General features: G+C 43.4%; 16 protein-coding genes, 3 tRNA genes, 3 rRNA genes and 1 pseudogene (1 of these 23 only partly in view). 12 read left to right on the forward strand and 11 right to left on the reverse strand.

From position 1 onward, the window contains the following. Positions 1 to 82: 82 nt before the first annotated feature. Positions 83 to 352 (reverse strand): annotated as a pseudogene (locus RM347_RS13170) (Uma2 family endonuclease); the annotation flags it as partial. A gap of 154 nt (positions 353 to 506) precedes the next feature. Here RM347_RS13170 and RM347_RS13175 point away from each other — a divergent pair. Then, positions 507 to 1,835, forward strand: coding sequence for a hypothetical protein (locus RM347_RS13175; RefSeq protein ID WP_322720330.1), 1,329 nt, complete (start codon positions 507 to 509; stop codon positions 1,833 to 1,835). Between the two features lie 155 nt (positions 1,836 to 1,990). On the opposite strand, the gene RM347_RS13180 is transcribed toward RM347_RS13175, so the two are convergent. The 3 genes from RM347_RS13180 to RM347_RS13190 all read right to left on the reverse strand — a co-directional run bounded on the left by RM347_RS13180 (position 1,991) and on the right by RM347_RS13190 (position 4,612). Beyond that, complete coding sequence (locus tag RM347_RS13180; RefSeq protein ID WP_322720329.1) at positions 1,991 to 2,428, reverse strand: response regulator; 438 nt, start codon at positions 2,426 to 2,428, stop codon at positions 1,991 to 1,993. A gap of 242 nt (positions 2,429 to 2,670) precedes the next feature. Then, positions 2,671 to 4,059 (reverse strand): DUF3370 domain-containing protein, encoded by a 1,389-nt coding sequence (locus RM347_RS13185; protein ID WP_322720405.1) that lies wholly within the window; start codon positions 4,057 to 4,059, stop codon positions 2,671 to 2,673. Positions 4,060 to 4,090: 31 nt separating this feature from the next. After that, positions 4,091 to 4,612, reverse strand: coding sequence for a peptidase C15 (locus RM347_RS13190; protein ID WP_322720328.1), 522 nt, complete (start codon positions 4,610 to 4,612; stop codon positions 4,091 to 4,093). Positions 4,613 to 4,670: 58 nt separating this feature from the next. On the opposite strand from RM347_RS13190, the gene hisH reads away from it, so the two are divergent. After that, positions 4,671 to 5,306: an imidazole glycerol phosphate synthase subunit HisH gene (gene hisH, locus RM347_RS13195; RefSeq protein WP_322720327.1), complete on the forward strand. Its 636-nt coding sequence runs from the start codon at positions 4,671 to 4,673 to the stop codon at positions 5,304 to 5,306. Between the two features lie 84 nt (positions 5,307 to 5,390). After that, on the forward strand, positions 5,391 to 5,936 hold the full coding sequence (gene rsmD, locus RM347_RS13200) for a 16S rRNA (guanine(966)-N(2))-methyltransferase RsmD (protein WP_322720326.1): 546 nt from the start codon (positions 5,391 to 5,393) through the stop codon (positions 5,934 to 5,936). A 151-nt stretch (positions 5,937 to 6,087) separates the two neighbouring features. Here rsmD and petG read toward each other — a convergent pair whose 3' ends face one another. Next, positions 6,088 to 6,201 carry a cytochrome b6-f complex subunit V gene (gene petG / locus RM347_RS13205; protein ID WP_063721252.1) on the reverse strand — a complete coding sequence of 38 codons (114 nt, stop codon included), beginning with the start codon at positions 6,199 to 6,201 and terminating at the stop codon, positions 6,088 to 6,090. Positions 6,202 to 6,410: 209 nt separating this feature from the next. Between petG and RM347_RS13210 the strand changes: the two genes are divergently transcribed. After that, positions 6,411 to 6,785: a c-type cytochrome gene (locus RM347_RS13210; RefSeq protein ID WP_099100046.1), complete on the forward strand. Its 375-nt coding sequence runs from the start codon at positions 6,411 to 6,413 to the stop codon at positions 6,783 to 6,785. Positions 6,786 to 7,480: 695 nt separating this feature from the next. Further along, the gene (locus tag RM347_RS13215; protein ID WP_322720325.1) at positions 7,481 to 8,278 is read left to right on the forward strand and encodes a peptidylprolyl isomerase; all 798 of its coding nucleotides are present in this window, start codon (positions 7,481 to 7,483) and stop codon (positions 8,276 to 8,278) included. Positions 8,279 to 8,680: 402 nt separating this feature from the next. Here RM347_RS13215 and rrf read toward each other — a convergent pair. From rrf to RM347_RS13240, 5 genes are all read right to left on the reverse strand, one after another. Continuing rightward, a 5S ribosomal RNA gene (gene rrf, locus RM347_RS13220) occupies positions 8,681 to 8,798 on the reverse strand. A 74-nt stretch (positions 8,799 to 8,872) separates the two neighbouring features. Continuing rightward, positions 8,873 to 11,761 (reverse strand): 23S ribosomal RNA (locus RM347_RS13225). A gap of 185 nt (positions 11,762 to 11,946) precedes the next feature. After that, a tRNA-Ala gene (locus tag RM347_RS13230) sits at positions 11,947 to 12,019 on the reverse strand. 90 nt (positions 12,020 to 12,109) lie between these two features. Beyond that, a tRNA-Ile gene (locus tag RM347_RS13235) sits at positions 12,110 to 12,183 on the reverse strand. A 123-nt stretch (positions 12,184 to 12,306) separates the two neighbouring features. Then, a 16S ribosomal RNA gene (locus RM347_RS13240) occupies positions 12,307 to 13,795 on the reverse strand. Together the 16S, 23S and 5S rRNA genes with 2 tRNA genes alongside form the textbook arrangement of a ribosomal RNA operon. Before the next feature lie 660 nt (positions 13,796 to 14,455). On the opposite strand from RM347_RS13240, the gene rsmA reads away from it, so the two are divergent. From rsmA to RM347_RS13255, 3 genes are all read left to right on the forward strand, one after another. Next, entirely contained in the window at positions 14,456 to 15,298 is an 843-nt protein-coding gene (rsmA, locus tag RM347_RS13245; protein ID WP_322720324.1) for a 16S rRNA (adenine(1518)-N(6)/adenine(1519)-N(6))-dimethyltransferase RsmA, read from the forward strand. A 110-nt stretch (positions 15,299 to 15,408) separates the two neighbouring features. Then, positions 15,409 to 16,362, forward strand: a complete 954-nt coding sequence (ispE, locus tag RM347_RS13250; RefSeq protein ID WP_322720323.1) for a 4-(cytidine 5'-diphospho)-2-C-methyl-D-erythritol kinase — start codon at positions 15,409 to 15,411, stop codon at positions 16,360 to 16,362. Positions 16,363 to 16,533: 171 nt separating this feature from the next. Then, on the forward strand, positions 16,534 to 16,863 hold the full coding sequence (locus RM347_RS13255; RefSeq protein ID WP_322720322.1) for a DUF3082 domain-containing protein: 330 nt from the start codon (positions 16,534 to 16,536) through the stop codon (positions 16,861 to 16,863). A 14-nt stretch (positions 16,864 to 16,877) separates the two neighbouring features. Here the strand turns inward: RM347_RS13255 and RM347_RS13260 are convergent, their stop codons facing one another. Continuing rightward, a complete protein-coding gene (locus tag RM347_RS13260) occupies positions 16,878 to 17,747 on the reverse strand; it encodes a DNA-binding response regulator (RefSeq protein WP_322720321.1) in 870 nt (289 codons plus the stop codon). Between the two features lie 1,784 nt (positions 17,748 to 19,531). Here RM347_RS13260 and RM347_RS13265 point away from each other — a divergent pair. The 4 genes from RM347_RS13265 to RM347_RS13280 all read left to right on the forward strand — a co-directional run. Then, positions 19,532 to 19,780, forward strand: a complete 249-nt coding sequence (locus tag RM347_RS13265; RefSeq protein WP_322720320.1) for a HetP family heterocyst commitment protein — start codon at positions 19,532 to 19,534, stop codon at positions 19,778 to 19,780. 226 nt (positions 19,781 to 20,006) lie between these two features. Continuing rightward, positions 20,007 to 20,840, forward strand: a complete 834-nt coding sequence (locus RM347_RS13270) for an indole-3-glycerol phosphate synthase TrpC (RefSeq protein WP_322720319.1) — start codon at positions 20,007 to 20,009, stop codon at positions 20,838 to 20,840. Positions 20,841 to 21,240: 400 nt separating this feature from the next. Further along, complete coding sequence (locus RM347_RS13275) at positions 21,241 to 21,846, forward strand: sporulation/spore germination protein (protein ID WP_322720318.1); 606 nt, start codon at positions 21,241 to 21,243, stop codon at positions 21,844 to 21,846. A gap of 170 nt (positions 21,847 to 22,016) precedes the next feature. Continuing rightward, positions 22,017 to 22,030: transfer RNA gene (locus RM347_RS13280), tRNA-Gly, on the forward strand (it continues 58 nt past the right edge of the window).

Genomic DNA, 22,030 nt, shown 5'->3' on the forward strand with positions numbered 1-22,030 from the left:
AAAACATATTTTTAAATCCTCAATATTCTGGTTTCTGGCTTTCGAGCTAGTAATCAGTCAATTACGGGGATTCAAAAGTAAGGTCACAACTTACCGTCACATCGGGGTAGTAATAGATGTTAATCGACTCAATATGTGCTTTGGTGTCTGAGATATAAGCCTGACAACCACTCCCGCGCAAATGATTTCTCAACATAGCAAACAGATTGCCGCTAATGATTACATGGGTACTACTTGCTCCTGCCATTGCATAAACCTGTCCCTGTCTATATTCATACTTGATAGGACTGGTTTCTTCTCCTTTGAGATAGTCTTCTGACGAAATATAGCTAGAATTTGGAGTTGCAACCATCTGTAATGACCTTGTGTGATGCCTTGTATCTAGTTTAAAAGAAGCTCGACGGTTAAATCCGCTAAGTACACGTCACCATATATCTAGCAATAGCTAGATGCTGCAATTCTCTTAAGAGCTATAATCTACATCTGTTGCACCGAGAGATTTACTTGTGGATGTCATATTAGAACGATCGCACGAATTAAAACAAGCCTTAGTTGATTTTGTCCTTGATGCTGAAGGCGAACTGGCAAAAGCATTGGAAACTTATGCAGCAGCACAGTCACGCCGTGGAAGTGGGGATATTACACAGCAGGACTTAATCATCGATAGCTTTCTGACAGCAGGGAAAGTCGGTGATAAGTCTCCATTAGAGTTGTTTATCGAAAGCCATCCAGATTTAGAAGAAAGCGATCGCAGCCTAATCAACAGTTGGCATCATAGTTTTATTGGCTTATTTGCCATAACTAATATTCTACCCGATGGCTTTGAATTGACGAACTGGTTGACAGATAAATGCTACATCGTCAAGCCAAACAATACTCAAACATTACAGGCAATATCTCGGTTGAAAGTAGGAGAAATCTTGCTAACTCGCATTTCTCCTGTCACCGATAGCTACTGGATGTTTTCTGGCCCCTACACAATAATGGGTAAATTAGGTAAACCAAAACTTGCTGTAGCAATTGGTAATTTCAAAGAGAATTATAAAAGTAGTCTTTACAGCGATGCTCCAGACTTGCTAGAAGAAGCTTGGCAGTCAGTAGGACAATATCATCAGCAGTTTGTGGACTTTTTTGGCACTGATGAAATCACACTATCTGGATACCAGCTTAATAAAAAAATAGCGGAATTTCAAGAAGTAATTACTGAAAAAACATTTGCAGCAGCAGGAATTGATACTTCTAAATCTCTGGCTGAAGTGGCAGAAGCAGCTGGCATTGGAGACGATGAAATCAAAGCAGCAGCAGAAGAATTTGGTGCTGATTCCAATGTAGTCTCTCAGATGTTTAACAGCAAAAGCGGCAATAGCAAAATGGTGATGCCAAAAGTTGATTTGCCTCCTGAACTCAAGAAAGCAGAACAGGTAACAGCTCTTTCTCATCCCCGTTGGGGACAAATGTTTTTACCAACATACAGTAAGGTTCAAGCAATTTTATCAGCAGAGGACTGGCAAAGTGTTCAAGGGGCGGAAAAACTAATTCGCTACTACCTCGAAGATAAAAGTATTAATGCTTTTATCTGGCATCGACTAGCACAACAGTATCCAAGTAAATTAGAAAATGTGTTGCAAACAGTTCTGCAACGTCCAGAGTTTCAGCTTGAAAGTGACTTGAATACACTTTTACAAGAATTCAACAAACCTATTGAGCCAGAGTTACCAGAAATTGCTAGCGTCCCCATACATCTACACAACTTATTTCAAGAAGCTTTAGGAGAAGTTAACAAATCTAAGCCCAAGGGTAAGGGGCAAAAAAAGTCAGCAAAAGGTTTTCAATAAAGTTAACAGATATATCCAACATCTCACTCTACCCACTTAGGGTTATATGGTTTCCAAGGTAGAGTTTTTTTAGGAGCGTACAGCTAGCTGTACGTTCCAAGTGCCTTTTGGGTAAAATCAGTGTCAAAAACGAGATGAAAACCGGATAGTTAGATTTAAACATCGGTAGATAGGAGGTGAACAATCTCACTTACGATTTCATCTGGACTCTCAAGCTTGACTAGAAATCGATTAAAGCCAGCATTCAAAGCCTTATGACTTGAGACTTCCCGTGTATAAGAAGTGATAGCGATCGCAGGTAACTGTCTTAAGGATAAGCAAGAATGCACTCGAATTTGCTCAATTAACCAATTTCCATCATGATCGGGTAACTTCACATTGCACAGCAGAATATCAGGATGAAGCGATTCGACCAAGGCAAGGGCTGCTTCTGCATCGGTAAAAGCCATCACCTCTGCACCTGCTGCTTCCAAAATGAAGATGAGCAAATCTGCAATATCTGGCTCATCCTCTACCAGTAAAATCTGAGTTCCAATCAGGTGCTGGAGCGGATTTAACTCAGTTTCTTGATTGATTTTTTGATCTGTTGCCATGCCGTCCCTTTATTGCCCGCTATAGTCTGCTATTTCTATTGCAATGCATGGAGCGGAATAAGTATTCACCCTAAATACACAAATTTGGGGTGAAAAGCACTTTTATCCAGTTAAATTTCTTAACATTTTCTCTAATATTTTTAGGTTGTGGTGATGGCGTTTTTGTAGTCTTCACAAAGTTGACCAATATTTTTTGGTAATAGGTAGCTGGAGAAAAGCTATTACCCATTACCCATAACTCATTACCGAGGTTCAGCTTGAGTTGAAACTGTTAATACTTGCGGTGGTGTAGCATCCGGTGGATAGAGAAAGTCAACTTCTACTAAAGAGCGATCGCCTGGTTTCATCTTTAATAAAACTAACGGTTCCCCTGCTTGACCTCTCTTTTGTACTAAATGCACAAACTGAGTTTGTGGCTGATTTTGGTTATCTCTGTAACGTACCCGCACTGTACCTCGGAAGAATACTTGAGGGGCTGGTGTATTCAGAAAGCGTAACCCTGGTTTGACTAACTGATCCTCCTTGAGTGGCGTTTGTATGGATACACTAACAGTTTGAGGACTTTGAGTATTGTTGTATAGCGGCAACTTCAGATTATATTGAATTCCATAGTTGCCATGAGCGCGATATGCGGTGTCAGGATAGCGCACCAGCATAGGCGCACTTTGAATTTGACCAGTTCCTAAGGTACCGCCATGCAGGGTACTCAGAGCGTAGGAAAACACTTGGCCAGGCTGGGGAATAGTCAGATACCTAGCTTTAGGATTATCTACTAATAAGGCTCTCCATCGTGAACCACTAGCCACTCCAGCTACACGCCCATAAATTCTTGGTTTGCCAGTTTCCTCTAAGGGAGTGGGCGCTTTATCCCGTGGCCCAGCCAAATCACCATTATCTAGTAAATTCTGCCACTCTTCTAAAGTAGGCGATCGCTCACCGCCATCAGGATTCACCCGTGCAAACATGGCTAGGCTAGCTGCATAGACAGTGCCATTACTTTGCAGTCGGATCAATGTAGACCGACCATTGAGGGGTGGTGTCAATCCCTGCACAGGAATTGGTAAATTTAGTAACATCCGACTTTGCCCTGGTGGAATCTCAATTTGGGCAGGGAAAATCTCTTGTCGCTGTCCTCTAAGTACATCAGACATAACGCGATCGCCTGGCCCGGCAAAAACTTTACCTAAAAGATTTTGGCTAAAGGATGGTAATTGAATAAATGGTGCATCCGGTTGACTCAAATAACTCGCGGCCTGCCAAATATTTACCTTCACTGCTTCCGAACCAGGGTTATGCAAAATTATTCCTAGATAGAGCGATGTCTCCGACGGGCTACGCCTACGCAAATTCTCTGGTGGTTCAGCCTTCGCAACGTGATGGGCAAAAATATCAAATCGCCCCCGGAAGGGAAAATTCAGATGCGCTGTTGGCACTTTTTTCCCATCTGGTGGAAAAGTGGAGAGTAAAATTCCTTCTTTCAAAACCAGTTCTGGACTATTACTATTAAACGTTGGCACTGTATCCAACTGACCTGGTAAAGGCCGCACTTCTTGCGGTTGCACCACTTCTTCAGGTGGTGGCGTGGCAGGAGTTGATTGGGCAATTGGGAAAATTAGTAACAATGGCAACATATACTTAGATATTTCTTTCACCATACAGACATTAACAACTTGATGAAAGTGCCAATTTGTTAATAATTAATACGAAATCTGCAAGAATCCCCCTCAAATTTTCTTGATTGAGAACCGGAACGTGAACAAAAATACAACGTGCCGTGAGTTTGTTTTGGCTTAAGTAGTCCAACACTGAATAGTAAAGACCTTCACAGACAAATTTTCCGCAGTCGTGGCTAATGTCAATTCCTGCTGCTCCCGCCACTAAATTTTCTAAATCAACTTCTGTCTGCAAAATACTTTCTCCACAGCTAGCACCTGCTTCCACACTTAATTGTGTGCGACTTGCAGCCATGCCACAACAGATGATGTAATCAGGTTGGATTGCATTGATTTGTTCAATTACCTGAGCACTGGCAAGTTGCACATCTACGGGTAACTGGCGTAAAAAAGTTAAATCATCGGGTATCAACTCAAGTTTTGTCACTTCAAGTAATAAATCATTAGAAGAATTCGACAGTTGATCGTTAAGCCAAATATCAAAAGAAGTTAATAGAATTCTTTTCTTCATAACAAATATTATTTAGAATAGAAAAACCCTCCATAATAAATTTACAAGGAGCAGGTAAATGCCAGTAATTGCGATCGTAGACTACGAGATGGGAAATTTGCACTCAGTCTGCAAAGGCTTGGAAAAAGCTGGGGCAACTCCTAATGTTACTTATTCTGCAAAAGAATTAGACCAAGCAGATGCAATAGTTCTGCCAGGAGTGGGAGCATTTGATCCAGCGGTGCAACACCTGCGAGCGCGTGGTTTGGAACAACCTATTAAAGAAGCGATCGCATCTGGTAAACCTTTCTTAGGAATTTGTTTAGGATTGCAAATTCTCTTTGAATCAAGTGCAGAAGGTAGCCAACCAGGACTAGGAATTATCAAAGGAAAAGTGCGGCGGTTTCGTCCAGAACCTGACATCACTATTCCTCACATGGGTTGGAATCAACTGGAAGTGACTCAGCCAAAAAGTATTTTGTGGGAGCATTTACCGTCCGATCCTTGGGTGTATTTTGTCCATTCCTACTATGTTGACCCAATAGATCCGCAAATCCGTGCAGCAACCGTCACCCACGGTACTCAAACCGTCACAGCTGCGATCGCCCATGAAAACTTGATGGCAGTCCAATTTCACCCCGAAAAATCTTCTAATATCGGATTGCAAATTCTGTCTAATTTCGTTGCTCAAGTCCGCGAAAAAATTCCTGCCTAATACTATTTTTGTCATTTGTTCTTTGTCCTTTGTCTAAAACTAATGACTAATGACCAATGACTAATGACTAATGACTAATAACCAATGAGCCTGAGAATTTACGGTAATCGTCAGCTAAAAACTTTACCAGGAAAAGAAACTAGACCCACCAGTGCACGAGTAAGAGAGGCAGTCTTTAATATTTGGCAGGGAGAAATTGCAGGTTGTCGCTGGCTAGATTTGTGCGCCGGTACTGGTTCAATGGGCGCAGAGGCTTTGTGTAGAGGAGCCAGCCTAGTAGTGGGAATTGAACAATCGAGCCGAGCCTGTGCCACCATCCAACAAAACTGGCAACAGGTAGCTAATACCGACCAAGAATTTCGAGTATTACGGGGAGATATTAGCCAGCAGTTAAAGACTTTATCAAGCAAGCAATTTGATAGAATCTACTTTGATCCACCTTATGCCAGTGGATTGTACCAGCTAGGACTAGAAGCGATCGCTCACTATCAACTTTTAGATCCTAGCGGTGAAATCGCAGTTGAACACGCTTCACAAGGTTGGACACCGCCAGAGATTCCCACTTGGGAAATTTGCCGCCAGAAAATTTACGGCAACACATCACTTACTTTCTACAGAATTTTGGAATGATTAGGAGAAGGAGAGTAGGTGAGGAAGGGGATATAAGGAAGCAGGGGAGACGAGGAAGCATTATTATTCCTCCTCATCCTCCTCATCCCTTCCTACTACCCTTCATCCTCCTCATCTCCCCTACTCATAACCTCATAACTGAGCACACTTCTCATCCCCCCAACTGATTGGGGCGCTTGTATTGCTTATAAGCAGCGTAAAACAGTCCAGCGAGAGTGACGAAAACTAGACCAAGGACAATACCTGATAGCAAGGGTTCAACCACTGTAAATCTCCTCTTTGTAATTATTAAATATTTGTTGCCTGTTTTTGATTTTACCAAATTTGGTATGAATCCTGCGCCCTACAGCCTTTTTGAAGGGCGACGCCCACAAGAAAATAGTCTTCTGTGCTTGCAGACACAATCAAGAACTTTTAAGCTATGTGTAGGAAATGAAAACTTTTTAGCACACCTAGACTTTCACAGCAAACCTTTTGGATAACCAGATTACCAAACCTGAAATTTTGATTCAGCGGATCGTTTTATTGACGCTGGCCATACTGCTAGCCGTCCCTTTGGGCTTTTTTGGTGTTCAGTTGGTTCAAGCCTCCGATCCATATGTCAAGAGTGTTCTATCCTTAACAGGAAACCCAGTTCAAGGACATGCGATCTTTCAAATTAACTGTGCTGGTTGTCATGGCTTAGAAGCAGACGGGCGAGTAGGCCCCAGTTTGCAAGCTGTTTCAAAACACAAGTCTCGGTATGGACTGATTCACCAAGTGATCAGTGGTGAAACACCGCCAATGCCAAAATTCCAACCTAGTGCCCAAGAAATGGCGGATCTTTTGAACTATTTAGAGTCGTTGTAGACCTTAGAATTTTTGGTTGCGGGATACATAAATCCCTTATCGAAAAAGGCTGCATAGGATGTGCCGCCTTTTTCTATCTCTAACAACTTTTAACAGAGTCCCAAACGCTTGATAGCGACGTAGGAGCGTCTGACAGCTAACGCTTTGGCGTCTCATGCCACTTGGTATACGAGACGCTCCTTCGCGTTGGGAGAAGACTCGCTACGCTGCGCTAACGATTGAAACTACCAAGAAGGGGACTGTCGACACCCCTACGGACGCTCGTTCCTCGCTACTGCTACGCTAACACCACTGCACATCTACGCATAATGAGAGAAACCTCAAAACTAAGGTTAATGGACAAAACCCTTGATAAATAAGGGCTTGAGATTTTACTCTGGCAATAGTGAGAGGGTTATCTCAAAGCACCCTAAATTAGTCTGATAACTTCCTCTTTTAAATTGCAGTGGCGAGAACTGTCATTAGTCATTAGTCATTTGCCCTTGTCTTCACATCTGGTCGTATTTGCGTAGAATCTTTGATAAAAACTCATATAAATTGTATATTTTTAATTATGTTAGTTAGTAACTATTTAATTATTGTGAAAGTGAAGTTAGCATACCTAACCCGGTAGAATTAAGAAAAAAGCTCCTAGAAAATGGACTACGGTATAGCTTCTTTAACAGACTAGATATTCTTGAGATGCCCAAAAGCTAATGACTGAAGCGATCCAAATCGGTAATCGTACAATCACAGCTAGTGAACTGATTTCCTTACTGGCAAGTTACCAAATGCTGCCACAGTTGCAGCGGGAATTGATCATTGATGAGGCGATAGAGCAAAACTCACGCTCTGCCAAGGTAGCAATAGAGTGCACACCTGAGGAAGTAGCCCAAGCTAAACAGCAGTTTTACGCTGAAAAACAGTTTAAAAATGAAGAAGACATCCAGGCTTGGATGGCACATCAAAGGCTGACTCCCGATCAACTAGAAGTTATTACCACTCGTAAGCTAAAAATTGAAAAATTTAAGCAAGCCACTTGGGGTAATAAACTGGAATCTTACTTTTTTCAGTCCAAGGCAAAACTGGACAAAGTAATCTATTCCCTACTGCGAACCCAGGATGTGGGAATTGCCCAAGAACTCTACTTCCGGATTCAGGCGAAAGAAAACTCTTTTGCTGATTTGGCGCGGGAATACTCACTCGGGCCAGAAGCCCAAACTGGCGGCTTGGTAGGTCCGATTGAACTGAATGCACTACATCCGGTAATGGTGCAAATGCTCTCTAGCAGTCAACCAGGTCAGATATTGCCCCCTACCCGCATCGCTGAATGGTTTGTAATTTTGCGGCTAGAAAAATTTATTCCAGCACAACTGGATGAATTTATGAAAGTGCGCCTGCTGAATGAACTCTTTGAAACCTGGCTACAAGAACAGCAAAAGCAAATCATATCTGCACCACAAGCGGAAGGAGGCACGGGAGTACAGGGAGAGGGCAATAAACCTTTAACCTAAGTATGGGAGTCACCTCCCATACTTGGCTTCAAATGAGCGATTACATTTAACAATACTCTGGACAATTTTTAGTTGACGAAATAGACAAGAAAGCTATCGAACCATTAAGGTGCTGATTAGAAAAAACTTACACAGCATCTGGAAATTACTCAACCTCAATTACCTGTGCAAATTCGTTATCTTGCAGTTGATGGAGCCTATGCCAAGGAGCCATTTGTCACTGGAGTCGTCGCTCTGAAGAAAGAATGTTATCAGTCAACTGCGCCGAGATGCGAATCTGCGATATGTGTTCGAGGCTAAATTGCTGCTTAATTTTGTCCGAAGTATTGTTACCAAAATTTAGTAAAAAGAAAACCCCCCAAGCTCTGATGTGAGCTTGGGGGTTTTTGTTTGAATTATGGCTCCTGGCATCGAGCTATTTTTGCGTAGGGCTACCCCTAAACTATCGTGGCCGCAGCAGCGTTTCACCTCTGAGTTCGGGAAGGGTTCAGTGTGGTTCCACCGCGCAATAGACACCAGGAAATATTGTTGGGCACAAGACCCTGAAGACTGCAAGTAACGCGAATTATTTATTTAGTTGACCAAATGAGTTGTGAGGTCAAGCCCTCGGTCTGTTAGCACGGCTCGGCTACATACATTGCTGCACTTCCACCTACCGCCTAAGAACGGGTGTTCTTCCCGTGACCTTACCTACTTACGTAGTGAGAGCACTCATCTTGAGGTGGGCTTCCCACTTAGATGCTTTCAGCGGTTATCCGCTCCGCACTTGGCTACCCAGCGTTTACCGTTGGCACGATAACTGGTACACCAGCGGTGCGTTCCTCCCGGTCCTCTCGTACTAAGGAGGACTCCTCTCAATGCTCTTACGCCTGCACCGGATATGGACCGAACTGTCTCACGACGTTCTGAACCCAGCTCACGTACCGCTTTAATGGGCGAACAGCCCAACCCTTGGGACGTACTTCCGCCCCAGGTTGCGATGAGCCGACATCGAGGTGCCAAACCTCCCCGTCGATGTGGACTCTTGGGGGAGATCAGCCTGTTATCCCTAGAGTAACTTTTATCCGTTGAGCGACGGCCATTCCACTCTGCGCCGTCGGATCACTAAGGCCTACTTTCGTACCTGCTCGACTTGTCAGTCTTGCAGTCAAGCTCCCTTTATGCCTTTACACTCGCCGCACGGTTTCCAAGCGTGCTGAGGGAACCTTTGCGCGCCTCCGTTACCTTTTAGGAGGCGACCGCCCCAGTCAAACTGCCCACCTGAAACTGTTCCCTGACCGGATAACGGTCATGGGTTAGAATTCTAGCTTCGCCAGAGTGGTATCTCACCGTTGGCTCCATATTCCCCACAAGGAATACTTCATCGCCTCCCACCTATCCTGCGCAAGCCAAGCCCGAACACAATTCCAGGCTACAGTAAAGCTTCATAGGGTCTTTCTGTCCAGGTGCAGGCAGTCCGTATCTTCACAGACATTCCTATTTCGCCGAGTCTCTCTCTGAGACACCATCCAGATCGTTACGCCTTTCGTGCGGGTCGGAACTTACCCGACAAGGAATTTCGCTACCTTAGGACCGTTATAGTTACGGCCGCCGTTCACCGGGGCTTCGGTCGCTAGCTTCAAGGTTGCCCCCTGACCAACTTCCTTAACCTTCCGGCACTGGGCAGGCGTCAGCCCCCATACTGCGTCGATTTGACTTTGCGGAGACCTGTGTTTTTGGTAAACAGTCGCCTGGATCTCTTCACTGCGACCCACGTCTGAGGTGGGCACCCCTTCTTCCGAAGTTACGGGGCCATTTTGCCGAGTTCCTTAGAGAGAGTTATCTCGCGCCCCTTGGTATTCTCAACCTCCCTACCTGTGTCGGTTTCGGGTACAGGTAACTGTAAGTTAACGTGTTTAGAGCTTTTCTTGGAAGCTAGACTATGCCACTTCCCCGCCGTGGCGGGTCGTACTCACGCCTCAACTCGAAACGTTTTCGCCGTCTCTCAACATCTTGACGCTTGAACCGGTAACCAACATCCGGCTGACAATTATCTTCTCCGTCCCTCTGCACAACCTACAATCAGTACGGGAATTTTAACCCGTTGTCCATCGACTACGCCGTTCGGCCTCGCCTTAGGTCCTGACTAACCCTCCGGGGACGAACCTGGCGGAGGAAACCTTAGGGTTTCGGGGCATTGGATTCTCACCAATGTTTGCGCTACTCAAGCCGACATTCTCACTTCCGTTTCGTCCACAGCTGCTTGCCGCTACTGCTTCTACCTACGACGGAACGCTCCCCTACCGATTAACATAAGTTAATCCCACAGCTTCGGTACATCGCTTAGCCCCGTTCATTTTCGGCGCGAGAGCGCTTGACTAGTGAGCTATTACGCACTCTTTCAAGGGTGGCTGCTTCTAGGCAAACCTCCTAGTTGTCTGTGCACTCTCACCTCCTTTATCACTTAGCGATGATTTGGGGACCTTAGCTGGTGGTCTGGGCTGTTTCCCTCTTGACAATGAAGCTTATCCCCCACTGTCTCACTGGCAATGTGTGCTCTGGGTATTCAGAGTTTGTCTCGATTTGGTACCGGTCTCCCAGCCCGCACCGAAACAGTGCTTTACCCCCCAGATATAATCATTACCGCTGCGCCTAAACACATTTCGGGGAGAACCAGCTAGCTCCTGGTTCGATTGGCATTTCACCCCTAACCACAACTCATCCGCTGATTTTTCAACATCAGTCGGTGCGGACCTCCACTTGGTGTTACCCAAGCTTCATCCTGGCCATGGTTAGATCACCAGGGTTCGGGTCTATAAACACTGATTATCGCCCTTTTCAGACTCGGTTTCCCTTTGGCTCCAGCATTCTCGCTTTAACCTACCAGTGCCTATAAGTCGCCGGCTCATTCTTCAACAGGCACGCGGTCAGACGTTGAATCGTCCTCCCACTGCTTGTAAGCTAACGGTTTCATGTTCTATTTCACTCCCCTTCCGGGGTTCTTTTCACCTTTCCCTCGCGGTACTGGTTCACTATCGGTCACACAGTAGTATTTAGCCTTACGAGGTGGTCCTCGCTGATTCACATGGGATTCCTCGTGCCCCATGCTACTCGGGATTCAGCTACTATCCTTTAACTTTCGACTACAGGACTTTCACCTTCTTTGGTGCAGTATTTAGCTGCTTCGTCTAGCCTCCAGATTCGATATCGCTGTCCCACTACCCCAATCGGTAAACCAATTGGTTTAGGCTCTTCCCCTTTCGCTCACCACTACTGAGGGAATCTCTGTTTTGATTTCTCTTCCTCCAGCTACTAAGATGTTTCAATTCGCTGGGTTGGCTCTCTCCTGCCTATATATTCAGCAGGTAGTATATAGGGTTGCCCCATTCGGAAATCTCCGGATCTCTGTTTGCTTCCAACTCCCCGGAGCATATCGTCGGTAACCACGTCCTTCGTCGCCTCTGTGTGCCTAGGTATCCACCGTTAGCCCTTATTAGCTTGACCACTCAATTCATTTGGTGTTACTTTTTGCATTCACTCAACATCCATAAAAGAATGTCTGTGTCTGCCTGCTAATTTCGCGTTACTATGCAGTTTTCAAGGTTCTGGCTGAGAATAAACTCAGCAGTCTGACTCATGAGTCATGTTGCTGAACTCTCACTAGTTTTAGTTTTGGCAATCGCCACAGGTGGAGGTTAGCGGACTCGAACCGCTGACATCCTGCTTGCAAAGCAGGCGCTCTACCAACTGAGCTAAACCCCCAGACTCAAGTTAAAAACCAAAAGCTAAAAGTCAAAAGAGTTTTTAATTCTTTCTTTTAACTTTTTACTTTGCTCCTTTTACTTGTTCAGGTGGGCCATCCTGGACTCGAACCAGGGACCTCACCCTTATCAGGGGTGCGCTCTAACCACCTGAGCTAATAGCCCATATCGAACCAAATCATAGTTTGAAAGCTTTCAACAAATGTCTGCGAACGACCTAGGTTAGACCAACTCAGTATCTATTTAACTGTATGTTTTTCGATTTCTGAGGGGTGTAGGTCTCCCTAAAAAGGAGGTGATCCAGCCACACCTTCCGGTACGGCTACCTTGTTACGACTTCACCCCAGTCACCAGTCCTGCCTTAGGCATCCTCCTCCACGAATGGTTGGAGTAATGACTTCGGGCACTACCAGCTTCCATGGTGTGACGGGCGGTGTGTACAAGGCCCGGGAACGAATTCACTGCAGTATGCTGACCTGCAATTACTAGCGATTCCTCCTTCACGCAGGCGAGTTGCAGCCTGCGATCTGAACTGAGCTCCGGTTTACGGGATTTGCTTGCCATCGCTGGCTTGCTGCCCTCTGTCCGGAGCATTGTAGTACGTGTGTAGCCCAAGGCGTAAGGGGCATGCTGACTTGACGTCATCCCCACCTTCCTCCGGTTTGTCACCGGCAGTCTCTCTAGAGTGCCCAACTTAATGCTGGCAACTAAAAACGAGGGTTGCGCTCGTTGCGGGACTTAACCCAACATCTCACGACACGAGCTGACGACAGCCATGCACCACCTGTGTTCGCGCTCCCGAAGGCACTCTCGACTTTCATCAAGATTCGCGACATGTCAAGCCTTGGTAAGGTTCTTCGCGTTGCATCGAATTAAACCACATACTCCACCGCTTGTGCGGGCCCCCGTCAATTCCTTTGAGTTTCACCGTTGCCGGCGTACTCCCCAGGCGGGATACTTAACGCGTTAGCTACGGCACGGCTCGGGTCGATACAAGCCACGCCTAGTATCCATCGTTTACGGCTAGGACTACTGGGGTATCTAATCCCATTCGCTCCCCTAGCTTTCGTCCCTCAGTGTCAGTTGCGGCCTAGCAGAGCGCCTTCGCCACCGGTGTTCTTCCTGATCTCTACGCATTTCACCGCTACACCAGGAATTCCCTCTGCCCCGAACGCACTCTAGCCATGTAGTTTCCACTGCTCTTATCTAGTTGAGCTAGACTCTTTAACAGCAGACTTACATAGCCACCTGCGGACGCTTTACGCCCAATCATTCCGGATAACGCTTGCATCCTCCGTATTACCGCGGCTGCTGGCACGGAGTTAGCCGATGCTTATTCCTCAGGTACCGTCATTTTGTTCTTCCCTGAGAAAAGAGGTTTACGACCCAAGAGCCTTCCTCCCTCACGCGGTATTGCTCCGTCAGGCTTTCGCCCATTGCGGAAAATTCCCCACTGCTGCCTCCCGTAGGAGTCTGGGCCGTGTCTCAGTCCCAGTGTGGCTGATCGTCCTCTCAGACCAGCTACTGATCGTCGCCTAGGTAGTCCATTACACTACCTACTAGCTAATCAGACGCGAGCTCATCTTCAGGCAGTTAACCTTTCACCTTGCGGCACATCCGGTATTAGCCACCGTTTCCAGTGGTTGTCCCAGACCTGAAGGCAGATTCTCACGCGTTACTCACCCGTCCGCCACTGTGTCCGAAGACACCGTTCGACTTGCATGTGTTAAGCATACCGCCAGCGTTCATCCTGAGCCAGGATCAAACTCTCCGTTTTGTTGTGTTTCGAGTTTGTGGCTCCGAAAAAAATATTTCCCGGAATCCTAGTTGTAATTTCGATTATCTTTTTGGAAAATCCCAAAAGTAAAATCTTTTGACGAGGATTGGTTTTTTCTTAAGCTTTCAAAGTATTATGTTTTTTTGGTTCAGCGGTAGTTGGCGTCTTTCGCCTTTCCACTTAACTAGAGTAACTAGTCATCCCTTAGTTTGTCAAGGGGTAAAATGATTTTTTTTTATAAAAGGGCAAATCCCTTGGCTGGCATTACTTTCAGGTGAATGCGTTAAGCAACAGAAGAGAGGCGAAAACAAAGTGCCTGAAATTTCCTGTGTGAATAATGCAGGTTGCTAGTTAGTTTTCCTAACCTGAATCCAAATGCCCGAACTAATTATAGTAAGAGCATAATTGTTGCGGAGCTTGCAGTTTAAGATCCTCATCCTACGGCTGACGCTTGTATCGACATTTGAATCCTTGAAGAGGCTACGCGATCGCCACCGCTACGTTCACAGAGCGTTTCGTTGGTGCAGCCTCTCGTAGATAGGGGGTCTCTTATAAGTATAGGAAGATCCGTTACAGTGAGTTTAGCGCTGTAGAGGGGCTTCAAAATTTATAATGAATTTTTGAGAAAAAGCTAAAAACTAGACTAGGCAATAAATACAGATGATCCGACCGCGTAAGGTCTTTGCTCAACATTGGCTCAAAAGTGAAAAGGCGCTCGACGCAATTATTCAAGCAGCAGAGTGTACAGAAAGCGAGCGCTCCGCCAAGGGTGATCGGGTCCTGGAAATTGGGCCTGGAACTGGCATCCTGACTCGTCGTTTATTACCCTTAGTGCAATCTCTGGTTGCAGTTGAAATAGACCGTGACTTATGCCAACTGTTGTCAAAGCAGCTTGGTAAGACTAAAAATTTTTTACTGCTGCAAGGCGATTTTCTTACTCTAGATTTATCATCTTATCTGGCAGCCTTTCCCAATTTCCAAAAGCCAAATAAGGTAGTAGCCAATATTCCTTACAATATTACAGGGCCAATAATTGAGAAACTACTGGGTACGATCGCTGACCCCAACCCCGAACCATTTGACTCTATAGTATTGCTGGTACAAAAAGAAGTAGCAGAAAGGTTATATGCTAAACCAGGATCAAAAGCCTTTGGGGCGTTGAGTGTGCGGGTACAGTATTTGGCTGAGTGTGAGTTAATATGCACAGTCCCAGCGGCCGCATTCCATCCACCACCAAAAGTCGATTCAGCAGTGGTGCGATTACGCCCCCAAAAAATAAAAATACCAGCGCTTAATCCCCGACAGTTAGAAAATTTTTTAAAGTTGGGGTTTGGTGCCAAGCGCAAAATGTTACGAAATAATTTGCAATCAGTTATAGAACGCGATCGCCTGACCCACTTACTGGAACAATTAGAAATAAATCCCCAAGCTAGAGCCGAAGACCTCAGCGTTCAGCAATGGGTAATTCTAGCAAATGAACTGGGAGCGGGGAGTACGGAGTAGGAAATAGATGACAAGCTAGATTTTTTCCCATTCCCCATTCCCCATTCCCCATTCCCCATTCCCCATTCCCCATTCCCCATTCCCCATTCCCCATTCCCCATTCCCAGAAAATGCGTTCCTATACCCTAATTGCCCCTGCCAAAATCAACTTGTATCTGGAGATCATTGGCGATCGGCCCGACGGCTATCATGAGTTAGCCATGATACTTCAAAGTATTGGTCTTGCAGACCAAATTGATGTGCGTTCCATTAGTACTGAGAGCATCCGTGTTCACTGCAACCATCCACAAGTACCGACAGATAAAAGTAATCTGGCATATCGGGCAGCAGAATTAATGGTGAGACAATTTCCTGAAGCCTTTGCCAGATATGGGGGCGTGGAGATTACCATTAACAAACAGATTCCTGTTGCTGCTGGGTTGGCTGGGGGTTCGACGAATGCAGCGGCTGTGTTGGTGGGGATAGATCTACTATGGAAATTGGGATTAACTCAGTCAGAATTAGAGGAGTTAGGAGGCACACTTGGTTCAGATGTACCGTTTTGTGTAGCGGGTGGAACTGCGATCGCAACAGGTAGAGGTGAGCAGCTTTCTCCGTTGCCAAGTTTGGATAGTATCTATATAGTGTTGGCAAAATACCGCAGCCTGGAAGTTTCTACCGCTTGGGCATATAAAACCTATAGACAGCAGTTTGGTAATTCTTATATTAGAGATAGCGACAACTTGGTAGCGCGTGCTAATGCAGTTCATTCGGGAGCAATAGTAAAAGCTGTCGTGGATAAAGATCCGGGAGAAATTGCCAAAAAACTACACAATGATTTGGAGCGTGTAGTATTGCCAGCCTATCCCCAAGTCTTGCAACTACGAAAAGCGTTTGCAAATCAAGAAGGTGCTTTAGGAACGATGATGTCTGGTTCTGGGCCAACAGTATTTGCTCTTTTTGAGTCTCAACAGCAGGCAGAACAAGTTAAGCTGCAAGTAAGGGAAGCAATTCTTGACGAAGACTTAGAATTGTTTGTGACTCAGACAATCACACATGGTATTCAGGTGGCATCTTCGGTTTAAACAAATTTTTATCGTTAATGGAGTATGGGGAATAAGTTGATGAGCTTTTAAGTTGCATAGTTCAAATCGCTAGAAAAACGCAAAAACGTAAAGTTGCAATTTGAATGGCAATTAGCTAAGGATAACTATTATTCCTAATGCTCCAATCCGAAATCTAAAATCTAAAATCTTATGAATGACCAAAATTTAACGCCACAAACAGATGCTAAAGAACAGATCCCAACGAGTCCGTTACGCTGTCTAATTGGGGCGGTGATTTCCGGAGGAATGGGATTTGCACTGTATTCGCTGATGATTGCGATCGCTACAAATTTTGCTACTAAACCTATCCATTCAATTAATCCATTGGTAATTAAGATTTCCTCTGCTGTTCGAACTTTGGTTGTTGGTGTAGTTGCTTTAGGAAGCGGGATATTTGGTATAGTAGCAATTGGTTTGTTGGCTTTGGGAGTGCAATTATTAGTGCAGAAATTGACCAAGCAAAAAAGTAGTGAAAACTAGTAACTTGTTTTTAATCAGCAACCTAAAGGCACAAGTTTTTCTAACGCACCACGATTCTTGATGAATTGTAGCTTCGCGCTTCTAGTAGGCTGAAGGCGTTGTTGCTGTTTTCTCCAAATTTTAGGAGAAATCTCGTGGTGTTGACGAAATTGCCGAGAGAAATGACATGTATTTTTATAGCCTAGTGCAATAGCAATCTGGTCGATTGTTTGATTAGTATCTCTGAGCAGAGGACGTGCTGCTGCCATACGACGCTTAACAATCCAACCGTTCACAGTTTCTCCTGTTTGTTTTGCCACTCGGTTAGTCAAGTAAGCAGGTGAATAACCAACTGCAAGAGCCACATCAGATAAAGTAATTCCTTGGCTATAATTAGCTTCAATAAAGTCAAAAACTGCTTGTAGTTGGGGAATAGATGGAAAAATGGACTCAGAGTTTAACGATAAAGGTAGTGGTTGGGCGGCTTGATGGGAGTTAGTCGCGTACCAGCACCTTTTATTGGCTTGCTTTTTTAATCGGACTTCGATTGCTCTGAGCAAATCCTCTATAAGAAAGGGTTTAGTAAGATAATCATCTGCTCCCAAGTCCATACCCTTGCGAATATCTGTTTGAGTATTACTGCCAGTCGAAAAAATGAACGGAATGATTGCGGTGTCAGGATATTGTTGCAGCCTAGTACAAACGCTGTAACCATCCATATTTGGCATTTGAATATCACAAATCACCAAGTCGGGTAAATGCTCTTGTGCTTGCTGGATACCAGCCAGTCCATCTTCAGCACCTATTGCGTCAAAACCTTGAGTCTCAAGAACCTCTAAGAAGAGATTGCGGGTAACAGCATCATCTTCAATTACAAGAATTTTTTTCGACGATTCGTGTATCATTTTTCTATCACTAGGATTTTTGTGGCAGGGAATAATGAGCGAATTTTATGCCGAGTGCTCTGTAAAAACCTATGAGTGTTGAGTTAATATGACTATTTATTAACAACTCAGAACACTGCTATCAAGAACCAGTAAAACTCAATTTCTAGCTGTAGCACCAAATGAGAGTTAGATTGAACTAACGTATAGTCGCCTGAATCTGTATCCTTAGCCACTCGGTTAAAGAAGTCGGCACTATAGCCGTCAATGAGTTGCTAATCACAATTTACTAAAATTATGATGGCGCTATTGGCTAGTTCTAAATAATTTGAATTAGTAAGAACCAGAAATTGTTTATGATTTTAAATATAATTTTACCAAGAAAAGTGAGATTTTTTATATTGATAATATAAAGAAATTACTACTAAGTAGTTAAGCAGAGATTATATATAAAAGATATTTATCAAATTCTTATAAAAACTGTTGAAGAATAAAACTGACAATTATTGCCTATAATATAGTGTTTACTTATGCTAATAGATATCTATTATCAATTTCAATAAGTTATTAAAACTAAAAAAGCCAAAGAGTTAATAAAATTTAAATATTTAATATAGTCAAAATTACAATATCACAAAGTACACTCTTTTCAAACTTTTGACTAGATATAACAGCAACATTTGGTGGTTTTGCCCTTGAGTTATGCATAGTAATATACGTAATTGATTTCGACCCAGCAAAAATCAGCTTTATCTACTTTTGGGCATGTTCTAGCTCTGAGGAATATTTTACATATCTATTTATTATTTCTCAAATCTCGTGCCAAAACGTAATAAATAATGCAAAATTCCATAGTAATTTTGATTTTAAGTAATCATTTGCAACTGTTATACAATCAATAGAAAATCTATGAATCACAACTGTTAATACATAATGAAATGATTTTGTCAATTATGATTCAAATGCATTTATCTATTCTAAGAGTTATAGCTTGAACTGCTCTTAAATTTGCTCACTTAGGTATCTAACAACATCATAATACAGGTGTCATCTGTCATAAGGAATACTTTTTTCTACTAATTATGTGCTGATAGCTTGTAAATATTCCAAAATAAATAGCGTATATTAAGCAGCTAGTATATGATATGTACAAAATTATGGGTACTTGCACCTTCTGAAAGGTCTAATTAGAGGGCAGCATAGAAGAACTCTAACAAAGCAGGTCTTATTACGACATAAAACTTGTTAATATTCATGCCCCCTTTCCAAAGCCCAAGTTGGTTTTACGCTAATGAAAATAAATAAGATTTCAAAAGCGAAAAAATAGGCGCATCTATCAAATAATCGTTCATATACTCTTTTGCCTAACATTGAGTAAGCTTAATGAAGAAGCTGCTTCTGCAATACGGTTCATCTGTAAGAGCGGGTTTAATAAGATATTTCTGATCCTGATTAGACCCGCCCCTACTTTTAATATGAATTTGCAATAGTTCTTAACTTTACCTATTTTTACCTAAGCACTATTTTGTGCTCCTGTTACTTCAGATATGCAGAATGCTCTTGAATAAATTACAGAAACTGATGTGATTATTGGAATTTAACATCAAACACTTTCAATAGCTAATTAATTATAGTTTCATCAGGATTAGTTCAGTCTGGTAGCCATTAAAACTTAGTACAGGCGTAGGCAAAAAAGATAGATTATTTGTGAAATTGGATAAATTTTACTAGACCAAATTCAGGAAACAGAGGAAAGAGCCTGTCAAATACAAACCAGTTTTAATTTACACAAAATAGCGCATGTTATGACTCAAAATATCACTAGTTATCAAACACAAATGGGTAGGAAAATCAACAATGAGCAAATTGAGCAAATACTCAAAGCAATTATTGCTGGCAAATATTCCTGGGCATGTGTTTTAATCTTACGGTTTGCTGGCTACAATCCCATAGACTACATACCTTACCGCACCTACATTCGACTGCTCAAAAATAACTGTTTAGTTGAAAGCTCAAATCAACCTGGCTTCATCTCTGAAAATCGAAATAATTAAGACAGGACAATTCCTATAAATGAATGTCAGTAATTGAGGCTATTTCAAGGCAATTGAGCACAAAATTTAATAAGGAAAACATGAAGATTAAACGTTTTAAACGTTTGGTTATTCACAGCTTCCTATTTGTTAAAGGTATTTCCATAAAGACCGATTGAAAAGAATATCTGTAGGGTAGCCTTCAATTTGATAATTTATACTTTTTTGGTCACTCAATCCTTAGCATATGACTTACCCAGCTACTACCCCTAATACTCATTTGCAACCTACTCTTAGAGAGATTATATGGCAGAAAAGGCATGAGGTTGCACAAATCCAGCAACAGATGTCTTTTGCTTTTTTGGAACGCAAGTTAACTGCTGCACCGACCGTGCGAGATTTTCTCTCTGCTTTGCAACAGAGTCGTTACCGACCTTGCATCATTGCAGAGGTGAAGAAAGCATCCCTAGCTCACGGAATCATTAAAGCAGACTTTGACCCAGTAGCGATCGCTAAAGCTTATGAGCGTGGTGGCGCAACTTGTATCTCTGTCTTCACCGATCGCTTTGAGAGTTTACGCACCATCCGCTACCGAGTAGCATTACCCCTACTGTGCAAGGAGTTCATTTTAGACCCCTGCCAAATTTATTTAGCACGAGAAGCAGGCGCAGATGCGGTGCTACTGATTGCAGCAATTCTCTCAGATCAAGAACTGCAAAACTTTTTACGAGTGATTCACGATTTGGGAATGAATGCTTTAATAGAAGTCCATACTTTGGCAGAACTAGATCGGTTGCTAAAGCTTGATGATGTGCGCTTAATAGGAATTAACAACCAAAGTCTAGAAGATTTTAGCGTCAATATTGGCACAACTGGGCAACTACTAGCGGCTAGGCGATCGCAACTACAAAGCTTGGGCATTATCGTCGTCAGTGAGTCTGGCTTGTATACACCTACTGATTTATCCCTTGTAGCTGAAGCTGGTGCACATGGCGTTATAGTTGGCGAGTCTCTAGTTAAACAAGAAGATATACAGCAGACTGTGCGTAATTTGCTCAAACCTACAGCTATTTTAAGATAAATAAACCACATTAATTAAACCAAAAGCCAGTATATCTTCGTTTGCCGCACCTCTGGTTCTTATGATTAAGCTTTTTGGCATTAGCGTAGACGCAAAGCTATGAGGGGGTCGCAGTCTTCTTCTTCTCTACGAGACGCTGTACGATAGCAGTTCCCGTCGTTAGCGAGTCTTCTCCCTTTGTGAAAAGGGGAGACGCCAAGAACGAACGAGTGTCAGCGCTTGTCGTCAAACATCGCTCTTTAGACAGCAGATGTTGTAATTTCGGTGTATAGTATAACCCCTGATTGTAACAGATTCGGGTTGACACTTTATAGACTGGCTCAAGATTCACAAATTAATGCGGAATTGATACCAGCTACACTGAAGTTGGTAGCAGCAACATCACTTACAAGTAAAATTTATGAACACAACTAAGAAATATTTTTTACCCCTTATTTTTGTGACGATGGTTGTCAGCCTCAGTAGCTGTAGTTCTAACCCCACCGCTCGCAATGTTGACAGCCGAACGCCATCTCCAACCACAAGACCTACGAATAGCGCATCATCTCAGACTTCAAGCCAAATTCCTAGCGTAGCTCAGTTGAGAGAAAAATCTCCTAATCAAGAATCTCCTAAGGAAAATACGCCTTCCTTATCAACTCCTAAAGCTGTTACTAATAAAACTACTAGCGTTACACTATACACTAGTGATACCCAATGTCAAGAATTAATTCCAGAAAAGGTTTCAGTACCAGCCGAGGAACCAGTGACAAATATAGTGAGTAAAATCTTAGAAAAACGAGATACAAGCGACTTTGGCTTGTCTGGGTATCGTGTCAACATCAAAAATGGGATTGCTACAGTTGATTTGCGAATATCTCCTGAGTCAAAGCGGCAAATAGCTTCTCTTTCTAGTTGTGAACAGTTTGCTCTGTTTGGCAGTCTCCGCAAAACTCTAACGAGTAATGCCCAATGGAATATTAAAGAGGTTCGGTTCACCGAGCGAGGTGAGGATATTGTTTTTTAGTCAAATATATTAGTAAGTACTGTGATAAGCTAGCTAAAAAATTTCCTAATCTCAATGGCGACAGGACTCATGCATCAGGAATTGCCAAAATAGTGTATTTTATAGGCAATTGAAAACAGCTGTAAATAGTGGTATGCTTCATTCTATCCCTAAGTTTATGGCAGCAATTCGCGGGTGTAATTCA

This window comes from Nostoc sp. ChiQUE02 (assembly GCF_034531305.2).
Taxonomy (GTDB): Bacteria; Cyanobacteriota; Cyanobacteriia; order Cyanobacteriales; family Nostocaceae; genus Nostoc.